Source organism: Winogradskyella sp. (assembly GCF_965228925.1).
Lineage (GTDB): Bacteria > Bacteroidota > Bacteroidia > Flavobacteriales > Flavobacteriaceae > Winogradskyella.
On sequence record NZ_OZ245845.1, the window covers coordinates 1,421,026 to 1,443,660 of the forward strand.

At 37.3% G+C, this 22,635-nt stretch carries 17 protein-coding genes and 1 tRNA gene; 9 read left to right on the top strand and 9 right to left on the bottom strand.

Annotated features, from left to right (window positions below; genetic code table 11):
• Window positions 1-402: 402 nt before the first annotated feature.
• On the top strand, window positions 403-708 hold the full coding sequence (locus tag ACO052_RS06050) for a GIY-YIG nuclease family protein (RefSeq protein WP_422107105.1): 306 nt from the start codon (window positions 403-405) through the stop codon (window positions 706-708).
• Window positions 709-1,258: 550 nt separating this feature from the next.
• On the opposite strand, the gene ACO052_RS06055 is transcribed toward ACO052_RS06050, so the two are convergent.
• Window positions 1,259-3,316, bottom strand: a complete 2,058-nt coding sequence (locus ACO052_RS06055) for a tetratricopeptide repeat protein (protein WP_422107106.1) — start codon at window positions 3,314-3,316, stop codon at window positions 1,259-1,261.
• A gap of 156 nt (window positions 3,317-3,472) precedes the next feature.
• Between ACO052_RS06055 and ACO052_RS06060 the strand changes: the two genes are divergently transcribed.
• From ACO052_RS06060 to ACO052_RS06070, 3 genes are all read left to right on the top strand, one after another.
• A complete protein-coding gene (locus ACO052_RS06060; protein WP_422107107.1) occupies window positions 3,473-3,745 on the top strand; it encodes an STAS domain-containing protein in 273 nt (90 codons plus the stop codon).
• A 25-nt stretch (window positions 3,746-3,770) separates the two neighbouring features.
• On the top strand, window positions 3,771-5,027 hold the full coding sequence (locus ACO052_RS06065) for an oligosaccharide flippase family protein (protein ID WP_422107108.1): 1,257 nt from the start codon (window positions 3,771-3,773) through the stop codon (window positions 5,025-5,027).
• A gap of 275 nt (window positions 5,028-5,302) precedes the next feature.
• A complete protein-coding gene (locus tag ACO052_RS06070) occupies window positions 5,303-6,529 on the top strand; it encodes a glycosyltransferase (RefSeq protein WP_422107109.1) in 1,227 nt (408 codons plus the stop codon).
• Here the strand turns inward: ACO052_RS06070 and ACO052_RS06075 are convergent.
• From ACO052_RS06075 to ACO052_RS06085, 3 genes are read right to left on the bottom strand one after another with little or no spacing between them, the layout of a single operon-like run.
• Window positions 6,519-8,039, bottom strand: a complete 1,521-nt coding sequence (locus tag ACO052_RS06075; RefSeq protein WP_422107110.1) for a cellulase family glycosylhydrolase — start codon at window positions 8,037-8,039, stop codon at window positions 6,519-6,521. The genes ACO052_RS06070 and ACO052_RS06075 overlap by 11 nt on opposite strands.
• Window positions 8,032-9,246, bottom strand: coding sequence for a hypothetical protein (locus tag ACO052_RS06080; RefSeq protein WP_422107111.1), 1,215 nt, complete (start codon window positions 9,244-9,246; stop codon window positions 8,032-8,034). The genes ACO052_RS06075 and ACO052_RS06080 overlap by 8 nt, the downstream gene beginning before the upstream one ends.
• Complete coding sequence (locus ACO052_RS06085; RefSeq protein WP_422107112.1) at window positions 9,246-12,335, bottom strand: hypothetical protein; 3,090 nt, start codon at window positions 12,333-12,335, stop codon at window positions 9,246-9,248. The genes ACO052_RS06080 and ACO052_RS06085 overlap by 1 nt, the downstream gene beginning before the upstream one ends.
• Window positions 12,336-12,518: 183 nt before the next feature.
• Between ACO052_RS06085 and ACO052_RS06090 the strand changes: the two genes are divergently transcribed.
• The 4 genes from ACO052_RS06090 to ACO052_RS06105 all read left to right on the top strand — a co-directional run bounded on the left by ACO052_RS06090 (window position 12,519) and on the right by ACO052_RS06105 (window position 15,815).
• Entirely contained in the window at window positions 12,519-13,706 is a 1,188-nt protein-coding gene (locus tag ACO052_RS06090) for a response regulator (RefSeq protein WP_422107113.1), read from the top strand.
• A gap of 7 nt (window positions 13,707-13,713) precedes the next feature.
• Window positions 13,714-14,214, top strand: a complete 501-nt coding sequence (locus ACO052_RS06095) for a glycosyltransferase (RefSeq protein WP_422107114.1) — start codon at window positions 13,714-13,716, stop codon at window positions 14,212-14,214.
• A gap of 9 nt (window positions 14,215-14,223) precedes the next feature.
• On the top strand, window positions 14,224-15,225 hold the full coding sequence (locus ACO052_RS06100) for a type I phosphomannose isomerase catalytic subunit (RefSeq protein ID WP_422107115.1): 1,002 nt from the start codon (window positions 14,224-14,226) through the stop codon (window positions 15,223-15,225).
• A gap of 296 nt (window positions 15,226-15,521) precedes the next feature.
• The gene (locus ACO052_RS06105) at window positions 15,522-15,815 is read left to right on the top strand and encodes an STAS domain-containing protein (protein ID WP_422107116.1); all 294 of its coding nucleotides are present in this window, start codon (window positions 15,522-15,524) and stop codon (window positions 15,813-15,815) included.
• Window positions 15,816-15,912: 97 nt separating this feature from the next.
• Here the strand turns inward: ACO052_RS06105 and ACO052_RS06110 are convergent, their stop codons facing one another.
• The 5 genes from ACO052_RS06110 to ACO052_RS06130 form a co-directional block, all read right to left on the bottom strand.
• Window positions 15,913-16,380 carry a YybH family protein gene (locus tag ACO052_RS06110; RefSeq protein ID WP_422107117.1) on the bottom strand — a complete coding sequence of 156 codons (468 nt, stop codon included), beginning with the start codon at window positions 16,378-16,380 and terminating at the stop codon, window positions 15,913-15,915.
• 42 nt (window positions 16,381-16,422) lie between these two features.
• A complete protein-coding gene (locus ACO052_RS06115) occupies window positions 16,423-17,523 on the bottom strand; it encodes a DUF4407 domain-containing protein (protein ID WP_422107118.1) in 1,101 nt (366 codons plus the stop codon).
• A 115-nt stretch (window positions 17,524-17,638) separates the two neighbouring features.
• Window positions 17,639-20,407: a M56 family metallopeptidase gene (locus ACO052_RS06120; RefSeq protein ID WP_422107119.1), complete on the bottom strand. Its 2,769-nt coding sequence runs from the start codon at window positions 20,405-20,407 to the stop codon at window positions 17,639-17,641.
• 83 nt (window positions 20,408-20,490) lie between these two features.
• On the bottom strand, window positions 20,491-20,856 hold the full coding sequence (locus ACO052_RS06125; RefSeq protein ID WP_422107120.1) for a BlaI/MecI/CopY family transcriptional regulator: 366 nt from the start codon (window positions 20,854-20,856) through the stop codon (window positions 20,491-20,493).
• 105 nt (window positions 20,857-20,961) lie between these two features.
• Window positions 20,962-22,350, bottom strand: coding sequence for a dipeptidase (locus tag ACO052_RS06130; protein ID WP_422107121.1), 1,389 nt, complete (start codon window positions 22,348-22,350; stop codon window positions 20,962-20,964).
• 102 nt (window positions 22,351-22,452) lie between these two features.
• On the opposite strand from ACO052_RS06130, the gene ACO052_RS06135 reads away from it, so the two are divergent.
• Window positions 22,453-22,534: transfer RNA gene (locus tag ACO052_RS06135), tRNA-Leu, on the top strand.
• The last annotated feature ends 101 nt before the right edge of the window (window positions 22,535-22,635 follow it).

The window sequence follows — 22,635 nt, forward strand, 5'->3', positions numbered from 1 at the left end:
CGAAGGAAGCTAGTGAAGTTAAAAAGCGAAACATCTCTCCATTATTTGGAACCCTCAATTTATATAGATTCATCGGTCACTTCGACTGGCTCAGTGCAATGCATTCTTCCCTCTGAATGACACTACATTTTCATTGGGCTTAAATTGTTATCTTGATCTGCATTGTCATTCAGAGCGCAGCGAAGAATCTAAGGTTTTTTTAGTTTAAATAAGATTCATCGGTCATCCTTCCCTCTGAATGACATCTATTTTTATTTAATGGGTTGCTTTAATAGGTGCTATGCTGTCATTCAGAGCGGCTTGTTCAACGTAACTTCTCGGCTGCCGTAGCCAAAGCTACTAAAGCGAAGGAAGCTAGTGAAGTTGAAAGCGAAGAATCTAGAATTTCATTATATTAAAATAATGAAAACTAAAGGCTCACATAATTATTATGTCTACATCCTCACCAACAGAACTAAGTCCGTATTGTATACTGGTGTCACAAACAACCTTATAGAGCGACTACATTTTCATTCAAATCCACTTCCGTTTTCCAAGTCATTTACTGCTAAGTACAAATGTTTTTATTTGATTTATTACGAACACTTTTTTGAAATTGATGATGCCATCAAAAGGGAAAAACAGATTAAAGGTAAAAGCAGAGTCAAAAAAGAATCGATAATTAACGAATTCAATCCCGGTTGGACTTTCTTGAATGATACGATTTGATATGAGATTCATCGGTCACTTCGACGCGCTCAGTGCAACGCATACTTCCCTCTGAATGACACTACATTTTCATTGGGCTTAAATTGTTATCTTGATCTATATTGTCATTCAGAGCGCAGCGAAGAATCTCAGAGCTTTTTTATTTGAAATGGGATTCATCGGTCACTTCTACTGGCTCAATACAACACATGCTTCCATCTGAATGACCGGAGTTAAATTGTCATTTTGAGCGGCTTGTTCAACGTAACTTCTCGGCTGCCGTAGCCAAAGCTACTATAGCGAAGGAAGCTAGTGAAGTTGAAAGCAAAGAATCTCCTATGTCATTCAGACACAAACATGGGGAAGTGGAACAATCTCTTTGGTATTAAGACCTTCATTTTATACAGATTCATCAGTCACTTCGACTGGCTTATTGCAACGCATACTTCCTTCTTAATGACAGATAACCTTAACCTTTTGCTTTTGTGATACTTTAGATAATGTTTTCTTTATGAACTTTTTTATCATTAAGATATGGATCGATTCATTGGAGAAATAATTATTTCAATTTTTAAAAACTGCTTCTTTCCAAAAACACCCATTTAAATCGTAATCCAATCTCCGTAAAGGTAAACCCAGCCGCTGTAGCAGACGCAATATTACTATGTGTACCATAGATGTTCAATAAACTACGCTCAGAGAATTTATAACCAAAAGCCCCTTGTATACGGTAAGCTGTTTGTTTCGGGTCGTCTTCAATAAACTGGTAGCCAAAGGCTCCCGTAAGGTTATAAAACCATTCCTTTGGTTTGGCAACTGCTTCATCTTTAATCAAATTGATAAAGACTTCGTAAGCATTAAAACGCTCTGGGCTAAAGTAAATGGTTGGCAGCTGGTCCTTAAAGGTGATGTATTGGTAATTCACCCCAACTTTTAAGCCTGGTTTTGGCAAGATGTTATAATAGAGCGAGGTAAATAACAGGTTTCTAGTGTTGTTATCACTTTGTGTGGTATGCATCAGTTGCGTATACCAACCCAAGTTAAAGTTGGTGCTTAAATTATAGTTGGCGTAATAATTATTCTGTACCAACTCTCTATCCAATAGGTCCGCATTAAAGCTCTCCACTTGACGCTTGTAACCGACATCCAAGGTTTGCAATTTAAAGGCTTTAATATTCATCGATAGATCCGTTAATAGTTGGGTGTAATCCGTTGTTTCAGCGCTTGCAGTCGTTAGTCCAGCTGTACCTCTAAAAGTGATATTTGGGACGATTTGGTAAGCTAATCCTAAGGATAAGCTGTTGGAGTTAGCCGTATTATCGGTCACCGTATTGTTGGTGTTTCTGTAGCTATAATTGCCTAAAAGGCTCAGTTTTGTCGATAAGGGATAGCTTATAGCAGTACTAAACATATAGGCTTTGTTATCGCCATTATCAAAGGTGTGAGCTACTTTACTGTCGAGCTGAGGCGAAAACTTTACATCCAATTGCTCAATAAAGTTGACCGCATCCTTTTGATTATTGTAAAACCTTAAGGTATTCTCGGCTGAGGTATAGGCCTCGTCATATCTTCCCAAAGCTTTTAAGACATTGGCTTTGCCCAAGTTGCCATCAAAAGAGGTACTATCATTGGCTAAGATTTGGTTGTAATCCGCCAAGCTCTGCTTAAAGTTACTCTTGTAAATATTTAAAGTCGCTCTTAAGGCCAAGACCCAATTTTGGTTGGGGTAATCGGTAATCAGTTGCTCGATTAAGCGTGTTGCTGCTTTGTACTTTTTAGTCCAGATCAGAGCTTGTATATAACGTTCAGTGGTTTGCTGCGCGACTGTGGCTTCAGTGGTTTCCGTTAAACGGTTATAAGCTTCAGTGCTTAAAGCTAAGGCTTGCTTTTCTTTTCCGTTTAAATGCGCAACCAATGCCAATCCGTTTAAAGCTAAAGTTTTATGTTCTGCTTGTTCTGCTAATCTTTTGTATATGGCTTCAGCCTTATCCAATTGTTCCCAGATCAAATAGAGATTGGCTAAGTTCAATAAAGTGTCTTTATCATCCCCAAACAATTCGAGATTCTTGGTTAAAAGGGCTTCAGCGCTTTCGTATTGCTGTGCTTGTTGGTTTTGGTAAGCATACCCTAAGTAGATATACTTTTTAGAGGTCATAGCATTTGGATTACCTGGTGAAACCTCCAAGGCTTTGTTCACATAAGTTAAGGCTTCTTCATATGCCTTAAGATTAGAGAGTGTATTCGCATAACCTAATAATGCAGCAAAACTGTTTGGGTCTTCACTCACTAAAGCCGCATAATAGGTTTTGGCTTCCCTGAAGTTAGCGTTCCATAATAAGGACTCGCCATAATTCAACTTTACTTCAAAATCATTAGGGTAATCCTTTAAAAGTTCAGTAAACAATTTTTGAGCAGCCTCGGCTTTACCATTCAATCCAATAGCGCGACCGTAGCACAGTCTTGCTGTTTTGTTATTAGGATAGTCCTTTAATATGATTGTAAAGAATTGTTCCGCTTTGGCGTACTGTCCAGATTCTAAATAGCTAAATCCTTCTTGCATGTTTTGCGCTGTTGCATTGCATACAACGACTAAAAAGCTCATACAAATTATTGATTTTAGGGTCTTCATGATTGTTACATTTTAACTACTTGCAAGTTACGGACAGGTAGTGCTTCATTCATCTACAGTAAACTGCCATCCGTCGAAATAGAACGCTCATACATGGAATTACGCCAGATATTTACGTCAGAATTGAACGAATAACAATTAAAAAACAATAAAATTATGGCACTTACAATTACAGAATACAACGGAATATTATTAGTAGAAGGAACCATCAATACTACTACAGTAAAAAATCTTAAATCCCACTGCGAAACTTTATTAAGAACATGTGGTGAAGCAACGATTGATATCCAACAAATCACTTATATCGATGTGAACGGTTTGTTAGCCTTACGCGAATTATATGAGTACGCAAAACAAACACATACAGCATTCTTTATTGTTGGAGATGGCTGCAAAGAGATCTATGATGAATTTAGACTAGCCGCATAACCAATTGCTTTAAAACAGAAATACCATGCAAACCTTAGCCCTTTTAAAATCGAGAAAATTAACGCCAGAACAATTCTTTATGTTGAGTGTGTTGATCGTCAATGGTGGTAACTACCTGTACAATCTTATATTAGGACGTGTATTGGGTCCAGCGCAGTTTGCTGATGCCGCAGTGCTCATTACCTTTTTATTGGTGTTGTCGTTTATTGCCATGACTTTTCAGTTGGTTACGGCAAAGTTCTCAGTGCTTTTTGAAGAAGCTACCTTTAAAAGTTTTATCGCTAAAGTGTACAAGCAAGCTTTAGTTGTCGGTATCTTTTTAGGCGTGCTGATCATTGGCTTTGCTTCACAATTACAGGCGGTGTTTCATACTTCATCTTCCGATATGTTTGTGATATTTGGCTGTGGTGTACCATTATACTTTTTAATGAGCGTTAATCGTGGTAGCTATCAAGGTAAAAAGGCCTATAAGTCCTTATCCATCACTTATCAAGGAGAAATGTTGAGCCGTTTGCTCATCACACTTGGTATTATCCTACTATTCGATATTAAGTCGTCTTGGGTGATTGCTATGGGGATTTTATTATCCTTTGGCTTTGGATTGTTTCCATTTAAAGTGAAGCAACTTAACTTTAAAACGGTATGGCCTTTAGAGAAGACCTATAGCAGGCAAATAAAGCATTTCTTTTTGCTCACAGCTTTTTACGAGCTGACACAGATTATCATAAATAACAGCGACATTTTATTGGTCAAGCATTATTTTGAATCTTACGAAGCTGGTTTATATGCCTCTTTGGCTTTGATAGGACGTATTGTATACTTTATAGCATGGATGTTTGTAATGCTGCTTTTACCAGCCGTGGTGGAGTTACAAAAAGAAGGTAAGGCCACCGCATCTGTATTGTTTAAATATGTCGGTTATATCGCAGCAATTGCTTCGGTTATCGTATTGGTGTGTTTAGCCTGTCCGGAATTAATTATAAAACTATTATTTGGTGAGGCCTACATAAGCATGGCGCCTTTGTTATGGAAATATGCTATAGCAACGTCTATGTTTGCCATCTCAAATATATTTGCGTATTACTATTTGTCTTTAGATCAGTATGTACCGGTGATCATCTCAGGTGTTTTTGGAATGTTACAGGTTGCTTTAGTCGTGTTTTTTCACGATAGTTTAGCGCAAGTGGTGCACATGCAAATTGTAGCTATGGCCTTATTATTAGGGATTCAATTGAGTTTCTTTTTATTTGGCAATAAGTTTCAAAGCGCCTTGTCATTCTGAGCAAAGCGAAGAATCTCAAAATAAAGAATTCATATTAAGAGAGATTCATCGGTCACTTCGACGCGCTCAGTGCAACGCATACTTCCTTCTGAATGACAAAGTATTTACATTAGAGTAAAATTGTCATTCAAACACACTGCAAAGCGAAGTGGGAGAATCTAAAATCTATACATTATTACCATTCACCGACACTAAAAAGCAATCCATCTAAAGCCACCGGATTTTATAGCATTTAAACCCCAAATTTGTAGAGTAAATAATAAAAAAATAGTATCATGAAATTAGCAATCGTAACAGCATATCCACCAAGTAAAGTCACTTTAAATGAATATGCCTACCATTTAGTAAAACAGTTTAGACAACAACAAGAGGTCACTGAATTGATCTTGCTAACGGATAAAACCGAAGGAGAAAAAGATTTGGAATTTACAGAGGCAGGCTGTAAGATCACCGTAAAAGAATGCTGGAGCTTTAATAGCTATAAGAACATAATGTCAGTAACAAGAGCGATTAACCAAACGAAGCCAGACTCCGTATTATTCAACCTTCAGTTTATGAAGTTTGGAGATAAGAAAGTCGCTGCAGCTTTAGGTTTAATGTTACCATTGGTATGTCGATTAAAGAAGATTCCTAATGTGGTGTTATTACACAATATTTTAGAAGAGGTCGATTTAGGAAGTGCTGGTTTTACTTCTAATAAATTGATGCAAAAGATTTATGGATTTATCGGTGCGACATTAACTAAGTTGATTTTGCAAGCAGATACCGTAGCGGTAACCATGCAGAAGTATGTCGATATTTTAGGAGCTAAATACGGTGCTAAAAATGTAAAGTTGATCCCGCACGGCACATTTGAAATACCTCAGGAACCAGATTACAGTTTACCAAAAGGGCCATTGCAGATCATGACCTTCGGAAAATTTGGAACGTATAAAAAAGTAGAGGGTATGATCGAAGCAGTTGAGATGGTCCGCCAATCAACAGGATTAGATTTAGAAGTTGTAATCGCTGGAACAGACAATCCTAATGTACCAGGTTATTTAGAAGGTGTTAAAGCACAGTATAAGCATATACCTCAAGTTCGATTCACGGGTTATGTTGAAGAAGAAGACGTACCAGTCATCTTTAACGAAAGTGCTGTGGTTGTCTTTCCTTATACGTCTACCACCGGAAGTTCAGGTGTGTTGCATCAAGCAGGAAGTTATGGCAAAGCCGTTGTGATGCCAGATTTAGGAGATTTGGCCTTATTGGTACAAGATGAAGGTTACAAAGGGGAGTTTTTTGAACCCACTAGTGTTGAAAGCTTGGCATTAGCTATAGAAGCCTTAGTGACTAATGAAGCACATCGCTTAACTATTGCAAAAGCAAATTATAAAGCAGCTACGGCACATCCCATGTCTCAAATCGCTGAAATGTATATAGAAACGTTTAAACAAATTATGGACCGAAAGCGCGTTGTTAAACCCTTAATTAATAAAAAGACGCATGAAGCTATTCTTTAGTTGAGATATACTTGAGAGAAGGTTTCTTACCCCCACTTTCGTCTATAAATCCAAAATGCTTTTGCGCATTTTGGCGCCAAGGAAGTCGTCCCACGACTTCCTTTGGTATTTCAGAGAAATCGTAAAGCGTCCACGACATAAACTGGATATCATGGCCTGAAAACGCCTTTTGCATGGCTTGATGGTAGTCTGCCTGATCATCCTCTGAATTTCCAAAAGGGTTCCAAAAACCACTATAAGACGACCTTCCATATTCGGTTATCACAACAGACTTGTCTTTAACCTTAGCTTTTAATGTGTTATACTTATCTAAGAATTGATCTTCTTGGTCATAGTAATGAAAAGACACAAAGTCTAACTGGTCTTTAAGTAATTCTGCAGGTTCTGGATGAGACCAACCTATAGTTATAGGGTGATTAGGATCTTGAGACCTTACAAAGCGGACCATCTGATCTAACCAAGCTAAGACTAAATCTTCACCGCGATTTTCAAAATCTAGATTAGGTTCGTTTTTTATATCCCAACCTAATAAGGCCTTATGGGCTTTTAAGGCATTGACAACAGATTTGGCATGGCGTTGCGTTAAGGTCCAATCGCGTACAGAATAATCCCCATAGAAGTCAAAAAGTGTGATCAAAACTTTGAGGTGTTGTGCTTCAGCCATATCTAAAACCTTGTTTAGTTTTTCTAGTTTCGCTTTTGAAACACTCGATTTTCCAAAGTCCTCATAAGGCACAAAAATCCGGATACTATTCAACCCCGTATTTTTTATGATTTCAAAATCGGTGCTGATGATAGCCTCGTTAAAATGATCTCCATACATGTCCCAAGGGGTAGCTTGCGGGTAATAATTGATGCCCTTTATATCGGAGACTGTTAGCGGATTGATCTCTTGTTCTGTGGAATAAGGCAAACTTTCTATACGCACCATATGTCGTATGCGCCAAAACCCATCTTCTAAGAGTAAGGTGACCCTATAGGTGGATTTTTCATAGACTTCAGCAACCAGCTTTTCACTATTGAAGATTCTTTTATATTCGATAACCCCATTATCTGTTAGCACGGCAAGCTGTCCGTCTTCACTAAAAAATTCTAGGTTTGGATGATGTGCTAATGTGGTAGCTTCTATAAAGGTGTTGTTCTCCGAATTCATCGAAACAATGCGTTGAATGTTCTCCCGAGCACTTTCAGTATAAAAATCATCTACACCTTCCATAGAGTTGGTCATATAAGCAACATGCCTTACATACCAGGCATCTAGATAATCATCTTCTATAGCTTTGAGGTTTTCCTTATCCATAGGACGTCCTTCATTGGCTAAAGGAGTCCAAGTAAGCTCAGGCAAATATTGATCAGCTTGGTGCACTTCCGTATGGAGTATTGTACTGCGATCAGCGCCAGTGTTGAGGTAAGTAAAAATAGCGGCAATACCATAAATCACTAAAGCGGTGATAAGTACATAGCTTAATAGAATAACACCTCGCAATATGGCTTTGTTGTAACTATTCATAACGGATATCTGCGAATGATTTTGTGATACCTGCAGCTTCAATATCTAGCTTATAGCGACCTTTTGGGTAACGATCTTTGTTTAATTTGAACTTGGCGAAGCCATCAATACTTTGTTCAATCATCTGATGTTCAATAGTGGCATCTTTGTAAATCTTTAGTGTCACATGGAGTCCATTAGGAATATATTGATTCATAAAACTCTGTAGCGGGCCAACCGTTATTGTCCTATGGTCTTCAGAAAAAGAGACCTCAAAATCAGTAATGGCCTGTTCATAATTTAAAGTAATGACCTCGCTATTGGCCATCCCTTCAATATAGGCTTTAACTGTCCATTGGTCTTCATGGTCTGGATGTACTAGTTTTGCTGTGGCTATGCCGTCTATAGTTGTACCAGAAGTTTCCTCTTTATAACCCGATGTATTAGTGATGAAAAACGTGACGAAGGTACCATCGCTCACTACATTGTTAAAACGGTCTTTTATAATGGAGGTCTTAAAGGTGGTCATCTGGTTCCCATCGGCATAATTGTGAATACGATTCGCCGAGATCGTAAAGTCGGTTGGTATGGCAGGTACGATATTGACATCAAACTCTTTTGAATTAAGGCCTAAACACTCAGAATTGATGAGCATACGACCGCTTTTTTCATAGGCATACAAGTTTTTATAGCCAATACCATATTTTGTGTATATATTGTCACGTTTCTGGGTTTCTAAAAACTGATGTTTTACAGTGACTTTGGTACTGTCGATGAGTGGATTATCTAGGTCATCTGTAGGGATGGTAACCAACATGGTGTAATCAGTATCACCAGCCTCAATACTCGGCGGCCCAATATAGGTTTCTATGGCATGTATATCGTTTTTTGGTAATATGCTGATGTGTCCAGAGTTTCGTTTGGAATCCGAGTGTAATTCCCAATTCAATATACCTGACTTGTCGGACAAGATATTTGGGATCTCAAATTTTAGTGAATTGTCAATTTCAGGTTTTAAAATCAGCGACCCATAGCTATTTGAACAATATAAAAATACATCAGAACTACCTGTAAAAGTAAACACTAAGGTAATGGCATCTCCTGCGGTATAAACGCTCGATTCATTAATCAAGGTATAGTTATGATTCGAATCATCTTGTTTGCTTTTGAAACCAGTGATAAGGATTACTACAGTAATTAACGCTATATAAAGAGGTTTAAATGACATTAGTTGGGATTGCCAATATAAGTATTGACATCTAGTTTTACGAATTTATAGTTGGAATGATTTATGATCTGCAATTCCTGATGAGAATGATTAACGATCCTGTTGGATACAATTTTATTGGAAATCGATGCATTAGGTAAGCCGTTAACATAACAATTGCGCATATCATTACTAATAATTTTTAGTGTATTGTTTTTTAGGATGGGGTATTGAAACGATTGTTTTCGTTGTTGGCGAATGCCATCTTTTACAAACATATGATCTACCCATACCAAGTCTTTGTTTTCGTTATAATAGGACACCAGTAGTTGTGGAATCGTCACCTCTTCGGTACCGCTATTAAATAGGGAACCAGAGATATGGTTACGGTCTATTTCGGCAATAGAGAGTGTTGTAGTTTTGTATAAATCTGAACCTGAAACATTACCAGCAACTTGGAGATTAAATTTTGTAGGTTGCTCTTGGAACTCAACCGGTGTAAATTCATCAGGGTTAAAGGTTTTGGGGATGGAATCCTTAGTCTTGGACCAAGCGATACCTTCAAAATTAATTCTGAATGCACTCACTTCCTTGGGCATCAACTTGTGCTTTACATGGTATTTTGCGTTATAGGTGGCCAGTGCTTTATTAGCATCGTTATATAAAGTGCCTTTTAAAACCACATCGGCAGGAACATTATCTATATTTTGAATTTCGCCAACAATAGCATAGCTCTTATTAAACTTAACGAGTTTAGCCGTTAGAATTTCTAAAACGGGTTGCTTTAAAACGTCTTCGTGATAGGTTTGTTCGGTTGTGATTCTTCGACGTCCCTGATTAAAGTAATTCGTTTTATTACTTGTATAAAGTTGGTCTGGTGGTAAATCGGCTGTAATATCTTCGGGTTCTAAATACCATTTTCCATTGACCTTAGTGAGCGACCTGTAGTAAGTCTTGTGTATTTTTTCTAAAGGTGTAATCCAATAGGTGTTGACTTTTACACTAGCGAGGTTGTCCAATTGACTTATAATTTCTGTAGTGATAGCATCTAGTTTTGCATACGAGCTTAATAAACCATCCGTCACAGAAACTTCTAACATGTATTGTGCAATAGTCATTTCACTTTCGGGATTGATTAGGCTGTGTGCCTTTTCAAATTCTTTAAAATCCAAGGCGTCATAATAGGCTAAAATGGCATTTTCTGGCGAATGATGCGATTCATTTTTGATATAGAATTGATAAATCCCAAAACCGACAATAAGGGCTAAAATGATGGACCATATATGTGTAAATTTTAAAAGACCTTTTGAAAACTCAGAATAGTTGTTCTGAAAATTAAAGTAAACAGGTAGTGGTTTAATTTTTGTTTTTAAACTACGAATTAAAAAGGCTTGTATGTTCAGAATAAATGCTATTAATACCGTGAGAAAAGGTATAGTTCCCCATAATAATTTTTGCCAGGTGCCAACATCATCTTTTGGTAGTATGGATGATAATGGGGGAACATTTAGCTTCTCCCACACCATGATGTTGTTTTCAAGTTGCCTTAGTCGCTGCCAACCACAGAAATACAATATAGGATCATAAAACTTGTCATTAGAAAAAATATATTTCAGATTGTACTTCTCTGGAGTCGTTAAGAATTGCTGTAAGGAACCAATACCTTCAACGCCTTTAAATTTCGAATTTTCTAAGCGCTCAATAGGTCTAGTTGTCAACTCGGGCAATCGCCTTGCCGAATGGTAATTACCATCTACGGACATGGCATTGGTTTGTGCGGATAGCCATGCCATCTGATCGCCAAAACCTAAAGTCATATAGCGCCATTGATCGTGTTGGTCTTGGTTGAGGAAGTTGACAATGGGCAACATTTTTATTTTCTGTGGCTGCGAAGGTTTAAAATAGCCAAGGCTCATCGTAAAGATGGTCATAAAAAGAAACAGACTAGCCAAAATGCCACCAGCGATCCGATGGTAAACAGCACCAAATCGAGACTGTATTAATGTCTTTAAATCGCCTTCTACAAATCGGTAGGTGAATTCACCAAATAAGGGCAAAGCCATGATTGAAGCCCAAAGGGTAAAACGATCTAAGGTTAATATATTAAAAGCTGTTTCACCTAATGCTAATCTTGGAATCGGTGTAGTGCCGCCAGTTCCAAGTATAAATAATATAGTTATGGATAAGCCAAAGAATAGATAGCGCTTGCTATAAAATCTATAAAATATATAGGGTAGTAGAATCAATAAAACGCCCCAAGGAATTAAAAAGAAAACAAGTCCGGATGAGGTGACTTCTAAGAAGTTGTCCCTTGAACCGTGAGGTATAGGTACCTGTGTAATAGGATTGTTTTTAGAATTTATCCAGTACGGTAGTATGCAAACTATAATGATTATAAGTGAGAACAATCCAAATCCAACAATGCGTTTAAATAGCTTTAAAAAGCTGCCGATAAAAAGCTTAATGGTAACTGCTTTAATGGATTTTACTTGCTCACTGGCATGATCCATAGTCACCATTCCTATTAATGGAAAAATAAAGAATACCATTCCAAAAATTGGAGTGACATGATGGGAGGTTACCGTAACCGCTATTAAAGAAAGGGATGTAGCCAGATAACGCCATTTCCCAGTTTTTAACCAGAGATAGATTTCCGGTAGCGCATGCATGAGTACGGATATACCTATGATACTCGGAAGTTGTCCAAAAATATGTAGGGTCTCAACAAATGAAGATGAAAACACTGCCAAAATTGCCGCATATCCTGCAACGGTTCTGTTTGAGGACAGCAATAACGCAAATCGGTAGACACCAGTAATGAACAGAATAATCCCGATAAGCGCGACACTAAATAAACCAAACTTAAGTCCTCCTATAAAAGAAAGGGCTGCTATAGATTGATGTACTAATGGTGGATAACTCATAACCGTAAATCCCGTATACCATTTATAGTTCCAAGGCTCAAACCAACTATTGGCATAGTGGTCAGCAAAAAATAAATGAATTAGTGCATCATAGGTCGTTTCTAAAGTGAAGAATATAGAAGTCCCATGAAAAGCAATACCAATTAAAAGTGCAGTAATTAAATATTTGTTTGAGGCATTTTTCATTTAAATCATTGAGAATGTATTCAATACTGTAAAGATATATAATTTAAATACGGATACTGATTTTAATCAACTACAGTAATCTACCATTCGTCGACACTTACTGCCGCGCTTATCTAAATTAAAAATTTTGGGAGGTCTTCTCAAGTACTTTTGAATTGTAAATAATCACAAAACCCAATTATTATGAAAGTTTTAGCCATAGATGACCAACAATTAGTATTACTTCCGTTACAGAAGCGTTTAACAGATTTGGGATACGATGTAAAGATTGAAACAAATGCACAAAAAGGTTTAGAGGCGTTTAATGCTTTTAATCCAGATCTAGTCATAGTCGATATTAATATGCCAAATATATCAGGTTTCGATGTTATCACTCATATTAGGATTACAGAGTCATCAGATACACCAATAATGATTTTGTCTGGTAACACGCTTGATGATAATATCACTAAGGCTTTTGAATTGGGCGTAAATGATTATATGAAAAAACCTTTGAGTCTTAATGAAATTTGTGCCAGAGTAAAACGATTGATAGGTGCACCAGTATTAAGTACAGCAGTGAAGGTAGAAAATAATGTCATAATTCAGCAACGGTGTGTTGGAGTGGTTATTCCATGCTACAATGAAGAAGAACGTTTGTTAAGTGACGAATTTCTAAGCTTTGTAAATGAAAATTCGGGCTATCATTTATGTTTCGTAAATGATGGCAGTAAAGACAATACGTTAGAGGTTTTGCAAAATTTACAGAAAGGGAGAGAAGACTTTATTACGGTTTACGATTGTGAGAAGAATGGTGGTAAAGCAGAAGCTGTAAGGCTTGGGATGTTACATATGGCACAAAAAGAAGATTTGGATTATATAGGCTTTTTAGATGCAGATTTATCTACGGATTTAGCTGATTTTGATGACTTGGTAAAAACCATAGAAAGTTCTGATTTTAAAATCGTCAGTGGATCTCGTATTGCAAGAATGGGGGCCAATATTACCAAAGAATCCGCTAGAAAAATAATCAGCTTAACCATAAACTTTATCATAAGAAAAATCCTTTCTATGGATTTTAAGGATACACAATGTGGTGCTAAAATTTTCCATAAAGATGTTATTGACATTGCATTCAAAAAGAAGTTTGTCACCCAGTGGATTTTTGATGTGGAGATTTTTAAGAGAATGACGATTCATTTTGGTCTTAAAAAAGCAAAAGCGATGCTTTGTGAACAACCGCTTAAACGATGGATACACGCAGATGGTTCTAAGCTATCTATGAAAGATTCTATAAAAATTGTGATGCAGTTAGCTCAAATAGCTTGGGTATATAGAAGCAAAAAAAAAGTATCGAATTATGGGGTTAATCACGAACTAGAAATAGTTTAAAAGCGTAATGAATTTAAAGATGAATATTGGCATAATTATCATATTTTCTAATAATGCAGCAGACATAAATGCCAGAGCTTTTGTTGAGAGTATTAAGTCGACAAATTATATTAAAATGTGTTTTGTCGATAACGAAAGTAAGGACGAAACGCTCGACAAATTATTAGAGATCAAGGAGGCTTGCGAAGACAAAGTCGCTGTAGTGCAGATAAAAAAGAAGGTGGGTCGAGAGTCAGCAAAACGGGCAGGAGCCAGATTCATGTTTAACGATTTTGATTTAAAGCATATAGGTTTTATAGATACGCATAGTTTAATGGAACACAACTATAATATCAATGAAATGCTAAACGCCTTGTGTGTGGAAAGAGATAAAATCATTGCATTTAATAACGAGAATAAACGCAAACAGCATATAAAATCGACTTTATTTAAAAGTATTTTTTCAGTCCTTGATTATTTTAAATCTCAGGATTCAAACAAGAACAATATACAGCAGTCAATATTTTAAAATTAGATTATGAAAGCATATCCAATAAAATTCAGGCCCATATTAAAGGAGAAAATCTGGGGAGGTGAAAAACTGTCCAAGGTTTTAAATAAAAAAACGACATCTAAAACCGTAGGTGAAAGCTGGGAAATATCTGGAGTAGAAGGAAATATTTCTGTGGTGTCTAATGGTCTTTATAAAGGGAAATCGCTAAATGACTTAATAAGAGGTTTTAAAGGAGAATTTCTTGGGAATAAGATCATCTCAACTTTTGGTGAAAGCTTTCCTTTACTCATTAAATTTTTAGATGCAAAAACAAACTTATCCGTTCAGGTTCATCCCGATGATAAGATGGCAAAAGTACAGCACAACTCATTTGGTAAAACAGAGATGTGGTACATTATGGATAGCGAAAAGGATGCTGAAATTGTGTTGGGATTAAAAAATACGTTGACCAATACCGATGTTTTGAAGCATATTAATGCAACCAATGTTGATAATGTATTCAATAAGGAGAAGGTAGAACAAGGAGACAGTTATTTTATACCTGCAGGAAAAATACATGCAATTGGTGCAGGGGTTTTAGCGGCCGAGATTCAACAAACAAGTGATATCACATATCGTGTTTATGATTGGGATAGAGTAGATGATAAAGGTCAGAAACGAGAGTTACATACTGATTTGGCCCAGAGGGCTACGAAAGCCTTTAAATCTAATGGTAAGTGTCAATATAACTTAAAAGATAACGCTACGAGTAACTTAGTGGATTGTGATTTTTTTACTACCAATATCTTTAATGTAAATGGACTAAATCAGAGAGCTTATTCAGCTATGGATTCATTTAAAATATTTATGTGTGTTGAAGGAGCAGCTAGAGTGACGATTGATGACCACAGTGAGTTTGTAGCTAAGGGAGAAACTATTTTAGTACCCGCAAATTGTGAATCGGTAGTTTTTAATTCTCAAGGCGCAAAGTTTCTAGAAGTGTATATAGATTCCAAGAATTCAAAATCTAGAAACATAGCATCTTAATAGTTGTAAGATTTGGTATAGATTAAAACTGTTTGTTCAAAACAATAAAGCCATCTGAAATGTCAATACAACCCTAAGAACTTTTCTTACATTCTGTCTGTTTTGAAATGTGTTGTTTATCGAAAAAAAGAACAATCCGTTTCAAATCAACTTGTCAAAATGGTCATTTATCGAATTTCTGGGAACTCCAGAATAATATGTCGGATATTGAAGACATCCCTCGCAATATTAATAGCACCAAATTTACTGATTAATAGCCCTCGATTTATTATTAATGATTTAACACATTATGTATTATGGATTTACAAATTACCAGCTACAACAATCGTTTTCAGATTAAAGGGACACTTAACAAATTAAGCCTTAAGACCTTCAACGCACATTTCGCCAACATTTTCGATGAATTGGATGATATTCTTTTAGATATTGAAAGTGTGGAAAGTATCGATAGAGCCGGAGTCATGGCTTTGGCAAGATTACACAACGAATCCATTAATAAATCGAAAAAGCTATCTATAGTTGGTCTTGGATGTAAAGAATTGTACGATCATTTTAAGAATCAGGAGCATGCCACAGTAGTAGCGGCTTAGTTTCAGATTAGATTATAAATATAATATAATAGTGTTTCCGACTAGTATTCTTCCTGACAGTTGAATACTCTCGGAAGCACTTTTATTTTTCAAGATGTTAGCAAGACATATCCGCTACAATCTTCCACGCTCCGTTGATTTTTTTGAAAATGATAATAAAAACGCCGTTGGCATCCCCAATCTCGCGCTTTAAGTGATACTCACCCATAACCCAGTAATTATCGCCTTCAATCCTTGAGATATCATTAATCACAAAACTCAAAGTGCCACTTTCAGCTTTTGTCGGATAATTGCGCTCATATCTGGCCAGTGTATTGTCCCAACCAAGCGTTAAGCCATTGGGGCCATAAAACTTTAAATCGTTGCTTTTCCAGTAGCCTTCCATAAATCCTTCTAGGTCGTGATTGTTCCATGCGGCTTCTTGTTTCTGCATGACAAGTCTAATACCTGCCTCCGCCGCATTATTTCCTGTGATTTCGGTACCGGAGTTATCGGTTATATCTGTACGCACACTGATACAACTTGTTAATAGGACGAAAAGCAATAGTCCGAATATAGGTTTCATAAGACTGAATTTAAATTCAATCTTAAAAATAAGGACAATTCGTTAAAGTATTCCCTTTTGCTTCTTTAAAAAAGCATCCGCTTGATGTTGCATCAACTCTCTTGCCTTTTTTCGCTTGTAGTTCATCACCTCTTCTTCATCGGCAATCTCGGTATAGACCTTATTGTTAATGTCATTATCGGTTTTTACAAGAAGTCTACGTTCGGCGACCTGCTGCATAGTCCAACTTTCTACCACCGTTTCCTGATCCTGGAGCTTAAAATCGTACGCTCCCTTTGGGGATAAAAGTTTAGCAATGATTGGAGAGGTTTCAATGGCCAAAAACAGCAAGAATATAAAGAAAGAGGGTAGCCAGGGTAACTCACCCAAGGCATTGACGCGTGCCATTAAACCATCAAAATTATCAATAACAGGTTGGGACTCGGCTACATTGGCTTTATAAGCACCTTGAAGCGTAATGATTTCGTTTTCTATTGCCGAAATCTTGGCTTTGTTGTCTGTTTTCAGCTGTTGTAGTTCTGCTAATGCAGCATCGTGTTTTTCACGCTTTTCTTTATAAACAGGTCCCTTGCCTAACTTCATGGTGCCAGCAGTACCTTCGGCTTCCGTAATATAGGTGTCATAAAGGGCATTCACTTCGGCTTCCTTGGTGTCAATTTGAGACTGTAAGCCCACTATTTGATTTTCTAATTCGGCAATTTTAGGGTTAAACTGCTCGGCAATTTGATTTTGATTAGCTAAGGTTAATTCGTTTTTCTGTTCGAGAAGGACCTGGTTGATTTCCTTTTCAAAAATTTTGAGTTCCAAGGGTTTCGATATCACAATGGCTATGATTACGGCTAGAAAAATCCGTGGAGTGGCCTGAAGGATTTCATCTAAAACATTATCGCGTTTCTTGATGGTAGAGACTATATAGCGATCCAGATTAAAGATGAGCAAGCCCCAAATCAGTCCAAAGAAAATAGAGGTGTATAAATTATCGAAAACAGTATAAAGGGCATAACTAGAGGCAATGGTAGCCATTAAAGCAGTAAAAAACACTGTGGCGCCTATACCAGCGTATTTGTTTTGCTCACCAATAGAACAGTCGTTTAGAATATCGGTATCAGCTCCAGAACATAAAATGAAGAATTGCTTTAACATAAGCAGAGGTTTTGATTGATAGTATATTAGAACGCAAAAACTTTAGTTTTGTTACATAAATAAATAAAAAAGCCTCAAAGGAGATGAGGCTTTAACTTAAATATAACGAAGGGATTTAATTCCTTTTCTTGTCTTTCACTTCGATGACTATGGGGAGTTTTGAAATATAAACCACGGGCTGCTTAGTATCCGTTTTTGTAGCTCTTAAGTTCAATTCAGGATTCTTTTTAAGCAGTGCAATAGCCTTATCGGAAGAAATCTGTTTAGAATCGTAATAGAATATAGCATTAGTTTTGGCCATCTTTATCACAAAATCTAAGGGTGATGGTGTTGGTGGTGGCGGAGGAGGAGGCGGTACTTGAGCAAGCTCTGCCTTTGGAATCTCAATCTCTTCTACTTCGACAACTTCGCCATCCTTAGTTTTCATTTTTAGTTTTTTAGCTTTCTCAGGATACTTTTCCTTGTACACCTTGGCACGTCTTTTTAGTTGCTTCTTTTCTTCAGCGCTTAATGCCTTTGCTGGTACTTCGGCTTCATCTACCCTAGAAATCGCTTTGATTTTTACAGGTTTAGGTGGTTGCGGAGGTTTTATGGCCTTAACCTCCTTGACTTTGACTTTTGGCGGTTCAGGAACTGATGGCGCTGGTGGCGGCTCAGGAAAATCTGGAAATGGCTCAGCATTTTTTCGTTGCGTTTCTGACATTAGGCCATAGATATACTTAAGCTTTTCGACATCTTTCATTTGGATACGAATATTTCCGCCACTGGCGATCATATCATTATAATGTCTAGCGATCTTATTATAAGTCGAAATCTGTTCCTTTGTGGCCTTCTCCTGTGCAGAAACACGATTCACAATGGCGAAGGGCGTATTACCCTTGGCTCTATTTATGATTTGATTAGGTGTTACAATACGATAAAAGCCATAAGCTTGAAGTGAGTTGTAGATAAACCAGACTTCTTTGTTAGAAATCTCCGTTGCCGAACTCACATGGATATTCATGATTTTATTTCGTACTTCAGGCGTAATATCCTGATGTATTTGATTAAATGCACTCATAAAAGTCTTTTTAGTCGCTTTAATGCCATCTATGACATAAGAATCATTATCTAAAATTTTTAATTCAATGCTTCGGGCATAGACATGATTCTTTTGAGGCTTGGATAGTTTTACGAGATAATGCCCGTCTTTATCCTTCTGAGTGGTCATGTCCGTACGTTTCCCTTTGTTGTTTTTAGCAATGGCTTTTGCCGCTTCAGGTGTGATTTTTTCCCCATCGAGATAAAAGGACGCACCTAGTTGTTCCATTTCTATAATATATTCTAAAAATGAAGGGTTATAGAACTCTTGAGTGTCTTCAAAGTTGGGTCCGCCTTTAGATTTTGATTTTGGGGGTGTAGTGCGCTGCTCTGCCGGAACAGGTGGGGCGGGTAAAATCTTATAGCTTTCTAATTCGTCTTTTGTGAATTGATTGTAAAGCTTATCTGCCTGAGCTTTTAAAATTTTAAGTTCTGCATTGTTGGTCTGTGAGCCTTTGAGATAAAGTGCTACAGCCTTTGCATACTTTTCGGTGAGTTCCCTATAGTCTGATACAGCATATTCCTTAAAGTGCTTTTTAAAACCCTGTTTCGTGTATAAATGAAACTGAAAAGGTTGTGGAAACTTTTGACTTCTAGCATTTTTATAAACTTTAGATCCATTATAATGTACAAAATCGCTCAGTTTGTAATTGTCCAGAGCAGCATTAGGGACGTACTTGCCATCGATCCATATCGCAAATTCTTTTTCGTTTTTCCAAGACTTTAACTGTGCTGGTGTTGGTTTTTTTGGTTCAACTTTAGATAAATTCGTACTCGGCAAAACGGGATATGGCGTAACGGATTTGCGCTGGGCGTCCGTCATAATATCGTAAATCGCTACAATTCTTCTATAAGATGTATTGTCGATATGACGCGTTTTTTCAAAGTTCTTAATCCACGCTTTATATTCTTGCATCATGGATTCCGTAGCGCCGTCAGAATACTTTATTTTAGATATGTCATCGTCTGACTGTTGGTAATCCATGTCAGTAAGATCTTTCTCTATATATTCTTTTTCGGCAAAACCGTAGAATAGCATAGCAAAAATTGGCAAAAGTAAAATGGTACTCAACCATATTCTAGTTTTTGATGTGTGTGTTTTCATAACTGTAAATCGTTTTTTGAATGATGAATAATTGATGGCACTCGAGAGTTGATAATTCCGAGTGTCCCGATAACTATCGGAAGATGAAAATTGTAACAATATAGTTTGGTAGCTTTTGGTGTCCGTACCTTCGTTTAACACAGCTTCGTCAGCTAAAAACTCATGATTGAGTTTTACATGGTGCTTTAAAATGTAAACTAAGGGATGGAACCAAAATAAGATTTGCAAAAGCTCTAAAATGATAATGTCTAAACTGTGTAGCTGTTTGGCGTGTGTCTCTTCATGCAATAAGACCTCTCTTGGGATAATAGCGCTTTCAAACTTCGATTGATTCAAAAAGATATACCTAAAGAATGAATGCGGGATACGATACGCTTTCAACAAGACATAAATGAAGGAACCTTGAGCGACCTTTTTATTTTTTGCAATGGTAGTATAGAGTTTAACCAGATTAATGACAAAACGTGTGCTAAAGAGTAAAACACCAAACCCATAAAGATACCAAAGGATAGTTTCTAGGTCTATTGCAGGTGCCTCTTCAATAGAAGCCTGTGTAAGTGTAGATGTAATTGGGATATAAGAAGGAGCTGTTTCTAGGTCTAGGACTACTGGTTCTATATAATAGGTAATACTTAACAGCGGAATGATTAAGGAACCGGCAAAAGCAGCTAGTAGATAAAAGCGTTTAAATCGATGCATTTTTTGCTTTTCAAGTAGAAGCACATAGACCAACCAAAACACGAACAAGCATGCCGAAAATTTTAAAACATATACTCCCATGGCTACTTCCTTTTAATTTCGTTGTCAATTATAGATTTAAGCTCTTCCAACTCTGCTTTGGTCAAATCCGTTTTTCTTGTAAAGAATGATGCAAATTGTGAAGCGCTATCATTAAAGAAGGTCTTTATTAAACCATTAACATGTTTAGAAAAGTAATCCTCTTTTTTTACTAAGGGATAGTACTCTCTAGACTTGCCATAGGTCTTATAGGCGACAAACCCTTTGCCTATCATGCGCTTTAACAAGGTGGCTACTGTGGTGGTGGCAGGTTTGGGTTCTGGATAGGCCTCTAAAAGGTCTTTCATAAAAGCTTTATCGAATTTCCAGAGATATTGCATCAATTGTTCTTCGGTTTTGGAGAGTTCCATGTTCTACAATATTAGAATTAACTCTACAAATGTAGAATAAAAAATCAAATAAACAAAATCAAAGATAAAATCTTAGGCTTTTTTAGTCGTGAAACGCAGAGAATTCTAGGTCTTCAGTTCAGTAAAATACTTGTAAAACCAAGGTATAGTTTCGATACCTTTTAAGTAATTCCAAATCCCAAAATGCTCATTGGGCGAATGGATGGCATCGCTATCTAAGCCAAAGCCCATTAAAATAGTCTTGCTTTTCAATTCTTGTTCAAACAAGGATACAATAGGAATACTACCCCCACTACGTTGTGGTATAGGGGTTTTGCCAAAAGTCTCTTCGTAGGCTTTAGACGCCGCCTGATAACCAATACTATCTATTGGGGTAACATAAGCTTGTCCACCGTGATGTGGCATTACCTTGACCTTAACACCCTTTGGGGCAATACGTTCAAAATGGGATTTAAATAACTGTGTAATCTCGTCCCAATCTTGGTGCGGAACCAAACGCATGGAAATCTTTGCAAAAGCCTTGCTGGCAATCACGGTTTTTGCGCCTTCGCCAATATAGCCTCCCCAAATACCATTCACATCCAATGTTGGGCGAATAGAGTTACGCTCATTAGTAGTATAGCCTTCTTCTCCATAAACCGCTTCGATATCCAAAGCCTTTTTATAGGCGTCTAATGAGAATGGGGCCTTGGCCATTTCAGCACGTTCCGCATCAGAAAGTACTTCCACTTGGTCATAAAACCCTGGAATGGTGATATGCTTGTTTTCGTCATGTAGTGAGGCTATCATTTTGGTCAATACATTTACAGGGTTGGCAACAGCACCACCATACAATCCAGAATGCAAATCACGATTAGGACCAGTGACTTCAACCTCGACATAGCTCAAGCCTCGCAACCCGGTCGTAATAGATGGGACATCTTTAGCAATCATACCAGTATCTGAAATGAGGATCACATCATTTTTAAGTTTGTCTCTATTATTGGCAAGAAAAGGTGCTAAATTCTCACTACCGACTTCTTCTTCGCCTTCAATCATAAATTTGACATTACATGGTAAGACATCGTGCTTGGTCATATATTCCAAGGCCTTAACATGCATGTACATTTGTCCTTTATCGTCACAAGCACCTCGGGCAAAGATGGCACCATCTGGATGTAAATCCGTGGTTTGAATAACAGGCTCAAAAGGTGGCGAATGCCATAAATCTAAGGGATCAGGTGGCTGCACATCGTAGTGTCCGTAAACTAGAACCGTCGGCAAATTGGGATCGATTATTTTTTCACCGTATACTATGGGATAACCATCCGTTTCACAAATTTCCACATGGTCACAACCAGCATCTTTTAAACTGTTTTTAACAGCATCTGCGGTTTTGAGCATATCGTCTTTATAGGTGGAATCGGCACTAATGGAAGGGATTCTTAAAAGGGCGATGAGCTCATCAATAAAGCGTTGTTGATGAGTGTTGATATAGGACTTTATGTTTTGCATAATAGGACAGTTTCTAACAAAAATAATAAAAACAAATACGAATATTTCTTAAGCACTTGCTATTTGAATATTGAAACTATTGTGTATATTTGCACTCCTTTTGCAGGCGTGGTGGAATTGGTAGACACGCTAGACTTAGGATCTAGTGCCGCGAGGTGTGCGAGTTCGAGTCTCGCCGCCTGTACAATAAGACAAAGCTTCAGATTATTACTGAGGCTTTTTTTTGTGTTTTAGTTTAATTATAAGAAAGCGAGACGAGAAGCCTGTGCTGAGCAAGGTCGAAGT

Excerpts from the sequence above, each read along its gene's own strand:
- ACO052_RS06050 (WP_422107105.1), top strand. The coding sequence starts at position 403 with ATGAAAACTAAAGGCTCACATAATTATTATGTCTACATCCTCACCAAC.
- ACO052_RS06055 (WP_422107106.1), bottom strand. The coding sequence starts at position 3,316 with ATGAAGACCCTAAAATCAATAATTTGTATGAGCTTTTTAGTCGTTGTA.
- ACO052_RS06060 (WP_422107107.1), top strand. The coding sequence starts at position 3,473 with ATGGCACTTACAATTACAGAATACAACGGAATATTATTAGTAGAAGGA.
- ACO052_RS06065 (WP_422107108.1), top strand. The coding sequence starts at position 3,771 with ATGCAAACCTTAGCCCTTTTAAAATCGAGAAAATTAACGCCAGAACAA.
- ACO052_RS06070 (WP_422107109.1), top strand. The coding sequence starts at position 5,303 with ATGAAATTAGCAATCGTAACAGCATATCCACCAAGTAAAGTCACTTTA.
- ACO052_RS06075 (WP_422107110.1), bottom strand. The coding sequence starts at position 8,039 with ATGAATAGTTACAACAAAGCCATATTGCGAGGTGTTATTCTATTAAGC.
- ACO052_RS06080 (WP_422107111.1), bottom strand. The coding sequence starts at position 9,246 with ATGTCATTTAAACCTCTTTATATAGCGTTAATTACTGTAGTAATCCTT.
- ACO052_RS06085 (WP_422107112.1), bottom strand. The coding sequence starts at position 12,335 with ATGAAAAATGCCTCAAACAAATATTTAATTACTGCACTTTTAATTGGT.
- ACO052_RS06090 (WP_422107113.1), top strand. The coding sequence starts at position 12,519 with ATGAAAGTTTTAGCCATAGATGACCAACAATTAGTATTACTTCCGTTA.
- ACO052_RS06095 (WP_422107114.1), top strand. The coding sequence starts at position 13,714 with ATGAATTTAAAGATGAATATTGGCATAATTATCATATTTTCTAATAAT.
- ACO052_RS06100 (WP_422107115.1), top strand. The coding sequence starts at position 14,224 with ATGAAAGCATATCCAATAAAATTCAGGCCCATATTAAAGGAGAAAATC.
- ACO052_RS06105 (WP_422107116.1), top strand. The coding sequence starts at position 15,522 with ATGGATTTACAAATTACCAGCTACAACAATCGTTTTCAGATTAAAGGG.
- ACO052_RS06110 (WP_422107117.1), bottom strand. The coding sequence starts at position 16,380 with ATGAAACCTATATTCGGACTATTGCTTTTCGTCCTATTAACAAGTTGT.
- ACO052_RS06115 (WP_422107118.1), bottom strand. The coding sequence starts at position 17,523 with ATGTTAAAGCAATTCTTCATTTTATGTTCTGGAGCTGATACCGATATT.
- ACO052_RS06120 (WP_422107119.1), bottom strand. The coding sequence starts at position 20,407 with ATGCATCGATTTAAACGCTTTTATCTACTAGCTGCTTTTGCCGGTTCC.
- ACO052_RS06125 (WP_422107120.1), bottom strand. The coding sequence starts at position 20,856 with ATGGAACTCTCCAAAACCGAAGAACAATTGATGCAATATCTCTGGAAA.
- ACO052_RS06130 (WP_422107121.1), bottom strand. The coding sequence starts at position 22,350 with ATGCAAAACATAAAGTCCTATATCAACACTCATCAACAACGCTTTATT.